General features: G+C 31.0%; 13 protein-coding genes. 11 read left to right on the top strand and 2 right to left on the bottom strand.

Annotated features, from left to right (window positions below):
• The first annotated feature begins 59 nt into the window (after positions 1-59).
• The 4 genes from ACHRVL_RS09015 to tpiA all read left to right on the top strand — a co-directional run bounded on the left by ACHRVL_RS09015 (position 60) and on the right by tpiA (position 3675).
• Positions 60-1160 (top strand): BT_3928 family protein, encoded by a 1101-nt coding sequence (locus ACHRVL_RS09015; RefSeq protein ID WP_395411999.1) that lies wholly within the window; start codon positions 60-62, stop codon positions 1158-1160.
• A gap of 153 nt (positions 1161-1313) precedes the next feature.
• Positions 1314-1976 carry an alpha/beta hydrolase gene (locus ACHRVL_RS09010; RefSeq protein ID WP_395411997.1) on the top strand — a complete coding sequence of 221 codons (663 nt, stop codon included), beginning with the start codon at positions 1314-1316 and terminating at the stop codon, positions 1974-1976.
• Positions 1977-2344: 368 nt separating this feature from the next.
• The gene (locus ACHRVL_RS09005; RefSeq protein ID WP_089052265.1) at positions 2345-2839 is read left to right on the top strand and encodes a TlpA disulfide reductase family protein; all 495 of its coding nucleotides are present in this window, start codon (positions 2345-2347) and stop codon (positions 2837-2839) included.
• Positions 2840-2922: 83 nt separating this feature from the next.
• Entirely contained in the window at positions 2923-3675 is a 753-nt protein-coding gene (gene tpiA, locus ACHRVL_RS09000; protein WP_129055666.1) for a triose-phosphate isomerase, read from the top strand.
• A gap of 97 nt (positions 3676-3772) precedes the next feature.
• Here tpiA and ACHRVL_RS08995 read toward each other — a convergent pair whose 3' ends face one another.
• A complete protein-coding gene (locus ACHRVL_RS08995; RefSeq protein WP_395411996.1) occupies positions 3773-6109 on the bottom strand; it encodes a hypothetical protein in 2337 nt (778 codons plus the stop codon).
• Positions 6069-7205 (bottom strand): hypothetical protein, encoded by a 1137-nt coding sequence (locus ACHRVL_RS08990; RefSeq protein ID WP_395411995.1) that lies wholly within the window; start codon positions 7203-7205, stop codon positions 6069-6071. Before ACHRVL_RS08990 ends, ACHRVL_RS08995 begins: the two co-directional genes overlap by 41 nt.
• A gap of 114 nt (positions 7206-7319) precedes the next feature.
• Between ACHRVL_RS08990 and prmA the strand changes: the two genes are divergently transcribed.
• The 7 genes from prmA (at position 7320) to kdsA (ending at position 12471) form a co-directional block, all read left to right on the top strand.
• On the top strand, positions 7320-8153 hold the full coding sequence (gene prmA, locus ACHRVL_RS08985) for a 50S ribosomal protein L11 methyltransferase (protein ID WP_395411992.1): 834 nt from the start codon (positions 7320-7322) through the stop codon (positions 8151-8153).
• A gap of 30 nt (positions 8154-8183) precedes the next feature.
• A complete protein-coding gene (locus tag ACHRVL_RS08980) occupies positions 8184-8459 on the top strand; it encodes an ATP-dependent Clp protease adaptor ClpS (RefSeq protein WP_089052270.1) in 276 nt (91 codons plus the stop codon).
• Positions 8460-8523: 64 nt separating this feature from the next.
• A complete protein-coding gene (locus ACHRVL_RS08975) occupies positions 8524-9807 on the top strand; it encodes a sterol desaturase family protein (protein ID WP_395411990.1) in 1284 nt (427 codons plus the stop codon).
• On the top strand, positions 9804-10481 hold the full coding sequence (locus ACHRVL_RS08970) for a lysoplasmalogenase (RefSeq protein ID WP_395411989.1): 678 nt from the start codon (positions 9804-9806) through the stop codon (positions 10479-10481). The genes ACHRVL_RS08975 and ACHRVL_RS08970 overlap by 4 nt, the downstream gene beginning before the upstream one ends.
• 90 nt (positions 10482-10571) lie before the next feature.
• On the top strand, positions 10572-11024 hold the full coding sequence (locus ACHRVL_RS08965; RefSeq protein ID WP_129055678.1) for a 2-dehydro-3-deoxyphosphooctonate aldolase: 453 nt from the start codon (positions 10572-10574) through the stop codon (positions 11022-11024).
• Between the two features lie 7 nt (positions 11025-11031).
• Complete coding sequence (locus ACHRVL_RS08960; protein WP_395411987.1) at positions 11032-11358, top strand: hypothetical protein; 327 nt, start codon at positions 11032-11034, stop codon at positions 11356-11358.
• 294 nt (positions 11359-11652) lie between these two features.
• Complete coding sequence (gene kdsA, locus ACHRVL_RS08955; RefSeq protein ID WP_129024589.1) at positions 11653-12471, top strand: 3-deoxy-8-phosphooctulonate synthase; 819 nt, start codon at positions 11653-11655, stop codon at positions 12469-12471.
• The last annotated feature ends 11 nt before the right edge of the window (positions 12472-12482 follow it).

Here is a 12482-nt window from a genome sequence, read left to right as displayed (position 1 = left end):
CAAATAAAGAATTGGAATTTGGGATTTTCTTATTGAAATTTAAATTTTAAATATTTGCCATGAAAAACATTATTACTCAGTTCTCCCGCATATTTGTAGGTGTATTATTTATCATTTCAGGATTAATAAAACTAAATGACCCAGTTGGTTTCTCTTATAAACTGGCAGAATATTTTAGCGAACCTGTTTTCAACATGCCATTCTTAGAGCCTTTTGCTTTAGGTTTAGCTATTTTTCTAGTGATTTTAGAAGTAGTTTTAGGTGTAATGTTATTAGTTGGTTATAGAGCAACATTGACGATTTGGGCATTACTGCTTCTAATTGTGTTCTTTACATTCCTTACCTTCTACTCTGCCTATTTTGATGTAGTAAAAGATTGCGGCTGCTTTGGTGATGCTTTGCATTTAACGCCTTGGCAATCCTTTACAAAAGATGTAGTTTTATTGTTCTTTATTTTGATTTTATTCATCAATCAAAAATTAATAAAACCATTATTTGCAACTCCAAAAACCAATTTTGCCGTTTATGCAAGTGTTCTTTTATGTTCGTTAATGGCTGTTTGGGTTTTAAACCACAATCCTATAAAAGATTTCCGTCCGTACAAAGTGGGAACTAACATCGAAAAAGGAATGGAAATTCCAGAAGGAGCTCCAAAATCTGTAGTTGAGATGATTTTTATTTACAAAGTAAATGGAGTTGACAAAGAATTTACAGAGAAAGATTTAATGAATATTCCAGAAGGAGCAACGTTTGTTGACCGTAAAGACAAAGTAATTTCTGAAGGTTATGTACCGCCAATTCACGATTTTACAATGACAAAAGACGATTCTGATTATAAAGATGAATTCTTAAAAGAACCTAAATTAGTAATTTTTGTAACTTATGATTTGACTTTATCTGAACCGTCTGGAATGAAAAAATTAGCTAAAGTTACTGCAGATGCTAAAGCAAAAGGTTACAAAGTAATTGCCATGACAGCCTCTGGAGCTGATGAAATTGCAAAAGCTAAAAAACAATACAACTTAGATGTTGATTTCTATTTCTGTGACGCAACCACTTTAAAAACTGTTGAAAGAGCTAATCCAAGTATTGTAGTTTTACAAAACGGAACAATTATTCAAAAAGCACATTATAATGATGTTGACGATTTGAAATTGTAATACTTTCAATTAAAATAAAATTTTAAAACGCCAATTTTCTATTAAGTCAATTGGCGTTTTTTTTTATTAAACCAGTACGTAAGAAAAGTAATAAATAAGCTGTTTTGTTTTTTATATTTGTTTTAAAACTTTTCAAAAAAAACAAACCAATCTATGAAACCATTCCAAAAGTTATTGTTTACTTTTTTATTAGCTCTTCTTTTTAGCCTTACAAGTTTCAGCCAAACTGAGACAGCAAAAAAAGAACAACGTTATATTTTCTTTTTACATAATGCTTATGTTGAACAAAATGATTTAAGTGTCGCCCATCCCGAATATGGAAAAGCAGAATACAATGAAATTTTAGCATCATTTAGAAAAGACAACTTTATAGTGTATAGTGAAATTAGAAGCAAAAACACCAATGCTGCCCAATATGCAAAAAAAGTTGTAAAACAAATCAAAGGCTTACTAAAAAAAGGAATTTCTCCAAATAAAATAACAGTTATCGGAACTTCAAAAGGCGGATATATTGCACAATACGTTTCGACTTATTTAGCAAATCCTGATGTAAATTTTGTTTTTATTGGATGTTTTAGAGATTCAGATATAGACGAAATTCCAGATATTAATTTCTGTGGAAACATTTTAACGATTTATGAAAAATCAGATGTTTATGGAGTTTCGGCAATTAAACGAAAAGAAACTTCTAAACTCAAAATAAATCATTTTAAGGAAATCGAACTAAATACCAATTTAAAGCATGGTTTTTTATACAAAGCTTCAGATAACTGGATTGCTCCAAGTAAAAAATGGGCAAATGGAAATTATAATTAACCGCTAAAAAAACAGTCTCAAAGCCTTCAATAATTCATTTTTATTGAAGGCTTTTTCATTGAAATCTGACGTTTTTTTGCTTCAAAAATTATTCTATAAAATAAAGTTTTTACAATTCAGTACTCTTTTGGAAAGGCTTTTCAAAAAAATAGTGAATTATAGAGCCAACTATTACGATTTCATTCGCATTTTTTTAACCTAAAATTATCGTTTTGTTACAAAACAAGCGAGTATTCAAAATTTGTTAATCTGCATTTGGCTTTCAAATTGTTTGTTTAACTTTGTTCGGAAACATTAATTTATGAAATTATCGGAATTCAAAGTTTGAAGAACGATATGTCAATTACATTAAAAAATATAAATCTTATATGAAACAATTAGCTCTTGTCGTTATTGCATTTATTACGTTCTCTTGCTCGCAAGCACAAAAAACAAGTTTTTCTAAAGAAGCTTTGTCTGAAAAATTATTAACTACGGATGGAGGTCAAGCTGCTTTTAAAAGCATTTTAAAAAAATATAAAGGAAAAACTTTAGTTATCGAAGTTTGGGCTTCATGGTGCGGTGATTGTGTAAAAGCAATGCCAAAAGTAAAAGAGCTGCAGGCTAATAATCCAGATGTTTCTTATTTATTCCTTTCTGCAGATAAAACTGCCGAAAAATGGAAAGCTGGAATCGAAAAACACGAAATAAAAGGAGATCATTACATGATGAATGACGGTATGAAAGGTGTTTTTGGAAAAGCAATCGATCTAGATTGGATTCCGAGATATATTATCGTTGACAAAACAGGAAAAATTGTATTATATCGTGCTATCGAAACTGATTTTGATAAAATCAATGAAACTTTAAAAGGTTTAAAATAATTTTCAATAAAAACATCAATGTCAAAAATCAATTTCATTTTTTGACTTTACTTCAATAAAACAAAAAAATAAAAACTACCACAATGAGAAAAAAAATTGTTGCAGGAAACTGGAAAATGCATAAAAATGCAGAGCAAACTGAAGAATTATTAAATGAATTAATTGCAAAAATACCAGCACAAACAACTGCACAAGTAATTGTTGCACCAACATTTGTAAACTTACAAGCAGCTGCTGCAAAACTAAAAAACACAACTATCGGCGTTTCTGCTCAAAATGTTCACCAAGCTGAAGGTGGTGCTTTTACAGGAGAAATTTCTGCAGATATGCTAACAAGCGTTGGAGTTAATACTGTAATTCTAGGTCACTCTGAGCGTAGAGCTATTTTTCACGAAACTGACGCTTTAATTGCAAATAAAGTTGACACAGCACTAAAACACGACATGACAGTAATTTTCTGTTTTGGAGAAGAGTTAAAAGATCGTCAAACTGGAAATCATTTTAACATTGTTGAAAATCAACTGCGTGACGGATTATTCCATATTGCAAAAGAATCTTGGTCAAAAGTTGTTTTAGCTTATGAGCCGGTTTGGGCTATTGGAACTGGAGAAACTGCTTCGCCGGAACAAGCTCAAGAAATGCACGAATTTATCAGAGAAACTATCCGTAAAGCTTTTGGAGCTGAAATCGCTGACGAAGTTTCTATTTTATACGGTGGTTCTGTAAAACCAGACAACGCAAAAGAAATCTTCTCTAAACCAGATGTAGACGGTGGTTTAATTGGAGGTGCTGCTTTAAAAGCAGATGATTTCTTAGCTATTGTAACAGCTATCTAATTTTAGATTTTGAAATCTACTATATAAAAAAAAGCGTTCGCTGTGCGAACGCTTTTTTTTATATATTGACTTTTGACTTTCGACTTTTTGACTAAATTTAATTTATAAACGATTTCAAAAGCGGGCAATTGTACTTTTTAAATGCTGGCGTAGTTTTATAAATTGAATAAAAATTAACCAGCTCCTTCCCTGCTTTAAATGGATTTCTTTCCTCTTCTTCTGTAGAAATCAAATCGGCATAATGATTATAATAATTACATTCAAAAATCATTAAGCTTGCCATTGCTTTTTCGTTACTCTTTTTAGACATTTTTAAAGCTTTTTCATAATAGATTTTAGCCATTTTTAGGTTGTAATAATTTCCGTTTTGGTATTTCTTTTCATTTGCGCTGTTATCACCGTAAACATAATCTGTATACGATTCACCCGACGTCCAGTCATAAGCACTCATCATCCAGGAATTCCCTAAATATGATACGTTAAAATAAGCGTGTGCCAATTGCAGATTACTGCTCGCTGTATTTTGTTTTTTTAGCTTAATTAATTTGGAAATAAAATCGGTTTTATTGAAACTATAATCAAATTTGCGTTCTTTATCACTTTGAAGAATTTTAGGCAAGAATGGATTTTCGTTTAAATAGTTTTTATACTCATAGTTCTTTTCCCAAAAATCCTTAGGCATACTTGAAAACGTTTCATAAGCCAATTCAAGATTATTATTTCTAAAAGCGATTGTTCCTTTTAAATCTTTATAATAATTAATATTTGGAGCGATTGTTCCTGAACAAATATATTTTTCAAAAGGTGTTTTATCTGTCTTTTGCTGCAGCACCATTAAACGATCAACATCTTCAATAGTTGCTTTTCGGTCAAAATAACCAATATAACTATAAAAATACGGATTGTTATAAGATGCGTATTCACCTTCGTTTTTAATATCGGCTTTCATCGATAATAAACCTGCCGCAGCCGTATCTCCTTTTTTATGAAATTCATCGCTGGCAATTCTATACAAACTGTATAAATTTTTAAACAATCCGCGATCGGTTTCTACTAGATTTTCGACTGAATTGAAATAATTATAAAGCTGATTTTGAATCTTTACATTATTCAAATCATCTTGTTTTAACGAAACTAAAGCCAGCTGAATATTTTTCTGCATTTGTATCGAAGCATTGGCCTTGTCAGAAATCATATTGGTGTACTTTTTCCCTTCATCGATTTGATCGTCAATAAAACAAAGCTGAGCAATCGCAGCTGTAATATAATCTTTTTGTTCTCCTGAAGTTTGTTCACGAATCGAAATCAAGAAATATTCTAATTCTCGCAAGTATAAAATATCTTTATTAAAATTCTCTGCTTTTGCTTTAGCGTAATCTTCATACCAATTTGTATTACTAAAAGTTACAGACGGAGTTCCATTGTTAGTATATTGCGGTGTAAAAATCCAATCTTCGAGTTTGTTAACTTCTCTTCCAATTAAAAAACTCAAAAACAAGCTGTTTGGACTCAGCTCATACATTTCTTTAATCGATTTTAAATCAGGAGCTGGATTTCTAAGACTTTCGATAGCAAGAATAACACTTCGTTCTTCATCATTTTGTGCCAAAGCCAAAGTTTCGGCAGTAAGTTTCCTGTTATAATGCTGTAAAACTGCAAATGATTTTTCCTCGCAGCTATTAAAAACTTTACTCAATAAATAATTCTGCAAAACCAAATCATCAATACATAAAGCTTTATAATACAAAGCCCAGGGCTCTAAAATCGTATTCTTATTAGCAGCGAAATAAGTATCATATAGTTTAATTACTTCATTTTTATCCTGACTATAAAAACTATATCTTAAAATTAAAAAGGCATAACGTTGTTTTAAAAAAACATCTTTTGCTGTTTTAATTCTCTTTTCAAAATTATCTAAATCTGCAAGCTGATGATTCTGATTCTCATAACCAATCTTTCCCCAGGATTCCCATTTTACATCAGTATTACTATTATATTCCAGTTTTTTAGCAAATAGTATATAACTCAAAAAAGCTTTGTTTTTTGGTAACAATAAAGTTTTTATAAAGGTATTTTTTGCAAATACTTTATCGAGTGTTTTATTTTCATAGGCAGTTTCAAACTGTTCTGAATCTGTTTCATATAAAATAGAATAGACATCATCAGTAGTAATTTGATTTCCTAACTTTTTCTTCCACTCGAAACAATTTAATTGCTTATCAGCATCCGAAATTGTATTCACAGAATAATAATTATCTGCTGAATAATAAAACGGCGTAAGCTTAAAAAACCCTTCGCGCTGTGCTTTAAACAAAGCTAAACGACTAGTTTCCGGCGATATGCTCCAACCGCAGGCAAAAGAAACCTGAAAACTTAAAACGAAAAGTAAACTGCTAAAAACTCTCATAATATTTAGATATATTTTGGGTTCCATAATCGTTTATGTATTTTTTATCAAATGAGAAAAAAGTCACTTTGATTTGACTGTCAATCTGTATTTTATTTTTTACTATTGAAATCATTTTTTCAAGTTCGTTATCTGAAATTTTTTCAATTCTTATTTCATCGCCATTTCGCAAATAAGTCTGCCCCGCTAACACATCATCTTGCAAAATATATTTAGTATCTGATACTTTCTTTAATTTGATTGTATCTTTTATTAATTGATCGTAATCTGATAAAATTCCTTTAAACTGATTTCCTCTAAATGCCACAGCCCAGCTGTATAATGGAAGTGCAATATCTAATTTGAGTTTATATTCGCTGTGCGTAATGTATTGTGCTAATTCTTCGCTTGTTCCAATCGAATTTTTAGTCTGCTGATCATCTGGTTTTGTCATATTATAACACATCAATAAACCTTTGTCTACTGGCGGAATTCCAGCTTTTGATGCATATTTGTACTGCCAAAGCCTTATGGTTGACGCTATTTTTGCTGACGGAAACTGGTTTTTAATCTGTTTTAACAAATAGAAATAGTTTTTCTGCGATTTTTCAGTCCAATCACAATCAATCAAAATTTCTTTAAAATCAACTTTTAGTTTCGCCGCTTCAATAGATTTTACCGAATCATAATTTAACCGTTTGAAATTTTCTTGTTTGTAATAATCTTTTGGATAAACAATGCTTGAAGCAATATTTTCTGCTTTTCTGTCATTCATTCTTTTACCAATCTGTTCTACTCTTTTTGCAATTCTAACCGCTAAACTATCCAGCTGCTTTTTATCTGATTTCAGAACAACTTCATTGGTAATAAAAATACTTGGCGTAATTTCGGGATTGCTTTTTTGAAGTACGATATCACCAATTGTTGCCACTGGCAGAGGTTCTTTTGAATATGGATTGTAATCGACATCAAAAAAACGAACGTACATATGTTTTACATCTAATTTTTTAATTAGAGAATCATCCTCTTCCCAAAAAAATAGATCTGTTTTCCAATAACAAAATGAACGAATTACTTCGTGCTCTTTTTTGCAGCTGCCAGAGCATAAAACAACAAAAAGTAAGATAAAAACAATATTTTTCATGGTACTAAAAAACTTACATAATAAAACTCAAAATTAACATTAATAATTCAAAGAATATGATTTATTTATGAACAAATTCTGCTTTGTATTCTTACCTTTGCAAAAAATTTATTTATGTCAAATATATATTTAGGGTATCATTTTACGATTGAACCAAAAGAGCTTGGATCAGAAATTTTAGTAGCTGAATTAGGTGAAAAAGCATTTGAAAGTTTTACAGAAACGGACAACGGAATTTCGGCTTTTGTGAAGAAAGATTTATGGAATGAGAATATTCTAGATGATATTTATATTTTACAATCTGAAGAGTTTAAAATTGAATATACAATTGAAGAAATCGATCAGGTAAATTGGAATGAAGAATGGGAAAAGAATTTTGAAGCGATAGATGTTGACGGAAAATGCCATGTTCGCGCTCCTTTTCACGAAAAAACTGATGCCGAATTTGATATTGTGATTGAGCCAAAAATGAGTTTTGGTACAGGTCATCATGAAACGACGCACATGATGATCCAGCATTTACTTGAAATGGATGTAAAAGGCTTAAAAACTCTTGACATGGGCTGCGGAACTGCAATTTTAGCGATTCTTGCTGAAATGAAAGGTGCTGAACCTATTGATGCTATTGACATTGACAATTGGTGTTATTTGAATTCAATCGAAAATGCTGAACGCAACAATTGTAAACATATTAGTGTTTACGAAGGTGATGCGGCTTTATTAGCAGGCAAAAAATATGATTTGATTATCGCTAACATCAACAGAAATATTCTTTTAAACGACATGCAGGCTTATGTAGATAGTTTAAACCCTAAAGGCATTATTTTGTTCAGCGGCTTTTATGAAGAAGATGTTCCGTTTATCGATGTTTCATGCACTGAAAAAGGGCTGACATATGTTAAAAAATTTCAAAGAAACAACTGGGTTTCATTAAAATACGTAAATTAGTAATTGCAACAGTACAAAAACCTAAAAACAATGAGTACTAAAGAAAAAGTAAGAGAAAGAGTCCGTGAAAAGGAAGCAGTTAATTTCAATAACGAAATTATTGTCTACAATGACGATGTAAACACTTTTGATCATGTAATTGATACTTTAATGCGAGTTTGCAGTCACACGGCAGAGCAGGCCGAACAATGTTCTCTAATTGTACATTATAACGGAAAATGCACCGTAAAAACAGGGCCAATTGACAAATTAAAACCGCAATGCACACAACTTTTAGAAGCTGGATTGAGCGCTGAAATTGTTTAATTGCAAATAATTTAAAAAACATTCTATTTTATTTTATATTTGAAATAAAATAGAATGTTTTTTTATGGAAGAATACGGAAAAATATTGATTATTGCGATGCCTGTTTTTTTAGCTTTAATAGTAATTGAAAAAATATACGGCATTTACAAAAAGAACGATACTGCACCTTTGATAGACAGCGTGTCTAGTATTAGTTCTGGTATAACTAATTCTGTAAAAGATGTTTTAGGGCTGAGCCTGACTTTTATTTCTTATGAATGGATGGTTTCTAAAATTGCTCTTTTTCATCAAGAAGCTACTGTTCTCTCTTATATCATAGCCTTTTTTGTTATCGACTTTTATGGTTATTGGAGCCATCGCTGGGCACATCAAATTAATCTTTTCTGGAACAAACACGCTATTCATCACAGCAGCGAAGAGTTTAATCTTGCCTGTGCATTGCGCCAGCCTATTGCAAGTTTAGCTAACTTGTTTACATTTTTATTAATTCCTGCCGCATTGTTAGGAGTTCCCGCTTCAGTAATTGCTATTACACTTCCGCTTCATTTATTCCTGCAGTTTTGGTACCATACTAAACACATCAAAAAAATGGGAATTATTGAACATATTCTCGTTACACCATCGCATCATAGAGTACATCATGCCATAAACCCAGAATATTTAGATAAAAACCATTCGCAGATATTTATTTTTTGGGATAAGCTTTTTGGCACTTTTCAAGCTGAATTAGATGATGTACCGCCAGTTTTTGGAATCACAAGACCTGCTAACACGTGGAATCCAATAAAAATAAACTTTCAGCATCTAACGTTACTAATTAAGGATGCATGGCGCGCAGAAAATTGGAAAGACAAACTTACCATTTGGTTCAAACCAACTGGATGGCGTCCAGAGAATTTTGAGGAAAAATATCCTGTAAATAAAATCGAAAATGTTTTTGATTTTGAGAAATACGGTACACAAAACTCTCAAAAACTAATTTACTGGTCAGTTGCACAACTTTTAGTAACACTTTTGTTTGTGAGTTATTTGTTTGATAATATTGCTAAAATTGGACTTCCAAACATTTTTATCTATGGTTTTTTCATTTTAATAACTATTTACAGTTACAGTGAATTAATGGACAAAAGTAAGTACGCTGTTTTTTGGGAAGGTTTACGCTTAGCCGTCGCAGTAGCAATTATTACTTATTATGGTGATTGGTTTGGTTTAAATCAAGTTTTTTATCTAAGTAATTATATCATTCTAGGTTACCTAAGTTTATCCTTTTTAATATCGATATACTTTATAACAATTGATTTTAAAACGATCCAAAACCAACCCCTAAATACATTAACCACAAAATGAAAAATTCTACTTTATTTAAAATCTATATTGCATTTAGCACTGTTTATCTGCTTATTCTATTTTTAGGATATGAAAATTTAAACTTTTTTTTAAAGCCGATATTGATACCGATTTTAATTTTTGGGGTTTATTTTTATAAAAATTTTCCAACTAAAAACATTCTTTTAACTGCCTTAATTTTCTCGTGGATTGGTGATGTAATATTGCTTTTTTCAGATATATCCGAAATTTATTTTATTCTCGGATTAGTTTCTTTTTTAATTTCTCACATTGTTTATTGTATTCTTTTTAATCGTCAGACTAAAAGAAATTTAAAAAAGAACAGCATCGCGATAGGAATCGGCACCATACTAATTGCTTGTTATTTAATTGGAATGTTATCTGTATTATTGCCTTCTTTGGGCGATCTAAAAATACCTGTAATAGTTTATGCCAGTGTAATTTCGATTATGCTTTTGTTTGCTTACAATGGACTTTTAAATTGGAATGAACCAGGCAACAAACTAGTTTTTTCTGGTGCGGTTGTTTTTGTTATTTCTGACAGCATTTTGGCAATTAACAAATTTTACAACCCAATAGAAAAAAGTTCCTTTTTTATCATGCTCACTTATCTTGTGGCACAATATCTGATTGTAATTGGTATATTAAAACTGAATCCGAAGAACGTAGAATAGTATTTTGATACAAATACTCATTTCTTCTTTAAATGAAGTTATTCAGCAAAAAAAACCTTTTACATTTGTACGACCAAAATAGATCAAACCATGAAAAAAACAGCTCTTTTCATTATTTTACTAATTACTGTATCATCTTGTATCAGTACAAAATCAACATTAAAAAATGTAGATGATAATGCCCCTGATTTGGTACTTGGCAAAAACAATACTTTTGTTATTTCCTTATTCAGTAAAGACAAAAAGTATGGTTATGATCCTGATTATCCTGTAAATATTTTTTTTAGAAACACAAAAGATGAAGCTACAAACGAAATTCGTTTTTTAAATGCTTTAGCTGGTCCAAATGGTGAAAAAATCACTTATAAACGCTTAGAAACCTGCTGCCCGTTTCCTACCAAAAGAAGCGATATGGGTGCTGGATTTTTAAATGTCTACGAATTGACCTGGGAAGGGCAAAAAAAACCTATAACACTGTATTTGAACATTTACGAAAAAGGTATTTTGATGGTTCCGCTGGGATTGACTTTAAAAAAGGAGTAAAAGTAAAATGCTCAATATATTACCTTTACTTCTCATTATTTTTCCAGTACTTTCTCAATTAATACTGGGAACATTTTCTATCTATAAACCTGTTTCTTTAAAATTCAAAATTGTTTCTTGGATAAATTTTATATTACAAATTGTATTCTCTTTTGCAGCTTTTAATATTGCAGATTATAATCTTAGAAAACAATATGAACCAAATCCTGTGAGATGTGGTACACCGCTCGCAGGAATAGCAGCCGCCTGTTTCTTTCTACTTTTTACTCTAATTTTAATTATTGTAATTCAATTTGTAGTTAAAAGATGGAAAGCAAAAAGAAACATGATATAACATAATATTCCGTAGTAAAAAATAGCAGGAATATTTTCTAACTAAAATTGTTCATAATCTTGGAAAACATGTGCTAACTGCAAAACTTTAGAACATGATAAATGTCATTTATTAGTTTCTTTTCATGCTTTAATATTGCCATGGAAAAAGCATATAATTATTCAAAAGTTTTTTTTGAAATTCGTTTAATTCTGCTAAGCTCTTAGCCGGTTATTCGGGTTCTTAAAATAATCTTAAATCTTCATCTGCTATTCATAAATCATGACTACCTTTGCATTGCAAAAAAATAATTTTATGAACTTACAACATATTCCACAAATTAAGCATACTGACAGCGGAAATTTCTTTTTATTGGCGGGCCCTTGCGCTATTGAAGGAGAGGAAATGGCTCTTAGAATTGCTGAAAAATTAGTTGGTATTACCGACAATCTTCAAATTCCTTATGTATTTAAAGGATCTTTTAAAAAAGCAAACCGTTCTAGAATTGACAGTTTTTCTGGAATTGGAGACGAAAAAGCTTTAAAAATTTTAAGAAAAGTTTCCGAAACTTTTCACGTTCCAACAGTTACAGACATTCATACTAATGAAGATGCTGACATGGCAGCGCAATACGTTGATGTTTTACAAATTCCAGCATTCTTAGTTCGCCAAACTGATTTAGTTGTAGCAGCTGCAAATACAGGAAGAACAGTAAACTTGAAAAAAGGACAATTTATGAGTCCTGAAAGTATGAAACATGCAGTACAAAAGGTATTAGATTGTAACAACGAAAATGTTATGGTTACTGATCGCGGTACTATGTTTGGCTACCAAGACATGATTGTTGATTATAGAGGAATCCCTACTATGCAGCAATATGCAACTACGGTTCTAGACGTTACACATTCATTGCAACAACCTAATCAAACTGCAGGAGTTACGGGCGGAAGACCTGATATGATCGAAACGGTTGCCAAAGCTGGTATTGCCGTAGGTGTTGATGGCATTTTTATTGAAACTCACTTTGATCCTGCAAATGCAAAAAGTGATGGTGCTAATATGCTTCATTTAGACTATTTTGAAGGTTTAATGACAAAATTAGTTGCTATCAGAAAAACAGTTAACTCATTCTAAATTTATAATAC

Origin of the sequence: Flavobacterium sp. FlaQc-28, assembly GCF_044007415.1 — a bacterium.
Lineage (GTDB): Bacteria > Bacteroidota > Bacteroidia > Flavobacteriales > Flavobacteriaceae > Flavobacterium.
Note: the sequence above shows the minus strand (reverse complement) of the source record. Positions and strands in the feature narration are given on the sequence as shown.

What these genes read in the sequence shown, in the direction of transcription:
- ACHRVL_RS09015 (WP_395411999.1), top strand. Translation starts at nt 60, where the DNA reads ATGAAAAACATTATTACTCAGTTCTCCCGCATATTTGTAGGTGTATTA.
- kdsA (WP_129024589.1), top strand. Translation starts at nt 11,653, where the DNA reads ATGAACTTACAACATATTCCACAAATTAAGCATACTGACAGCGGAAAT.
- ACHRVL_RS08965 (WP_129055678.1), top strand. Translation starts at nt 10,572, where the DNA reads ATGAAAAAAACAGCTCTTTTCATTATTTTACTAATTACTGTATCATCT.
- ACHRVL_RS09010 (WP_395411997.1), top strand. Translation starts at nt 1,314, where the DNA reads ATGAAACCATTCCAAAAGTTATTGTTTACTTTTTTATTAGCTCTTCTT.
- ACHRVL_RS08960 (WP_395411987.1), top strand. Translation starts at nt 11,032, where the DNA reads ATGCTCAATATATTACCTTTACTTCTCATTATTTTTCCAGTACTTTCT.
- ACHRVL_RS08990 (WP_395411995.1), bottom strand. Translation starts at nt 7,205, where the DNA reads ATGAAAAATATTGTTTTTATCTTACTTTTTGTTGTTTTATGCTCTGGC.
- tpiA (WP_129055666.1), top strand. Translation starts at nt 2,923, where the DNA reads ATGAGAAAAAAAATTGTTGCAGGAAACTGGAAAATGCATAAAAATGCA.
- ACHRVL_RS08995 (WP_395411996.1), bottom strand. Translation starts at nt 6,109, where the DNA reads ATGGAACCCAAAATATATCTAAATATTATGAGAGTTTTTAGCAGTTTA.
- ACHRVL_RS08980 (WP_089052270.1), top strand. Translation starts at nt 8,184, where the DNA reads ATGAGTACTAAAGAAAAAGTAAGAGAAAGAGTCCGTGAAAAGGAAGCA.
- prmA (WP_395411992.1), top strand. Translation starts at nt 7,320, where the DNA reads ATGTCAAATATATATTTAGGGTATCATTTTACGATTGAACCAAAAGAG.
- ACHRVL_RS08975 (WP_395411990.1), top strand. Translation starts at nt 8,524, where the DNA reads ATGGAAGAATACGGAAAAATATTGATTATTGCGATGCCTGTTTTTTTA.
- ACHRVL_RS08970 (WP_395411989.1), top strand. Translation starts at nt 9,804, where the DNA reads ATGAAAAATTCTACTTTATTTAAAATCTATATTGCATTTAGCACTGTT.
- ACHRVL_RS09005 (WP_089052265.1), top strand. Translation starts at nt 2,345, where the DNA reads ATGAAACAATTAGCTCTTGTCGTTATTGCATTTATTACGTTCTCTTGC.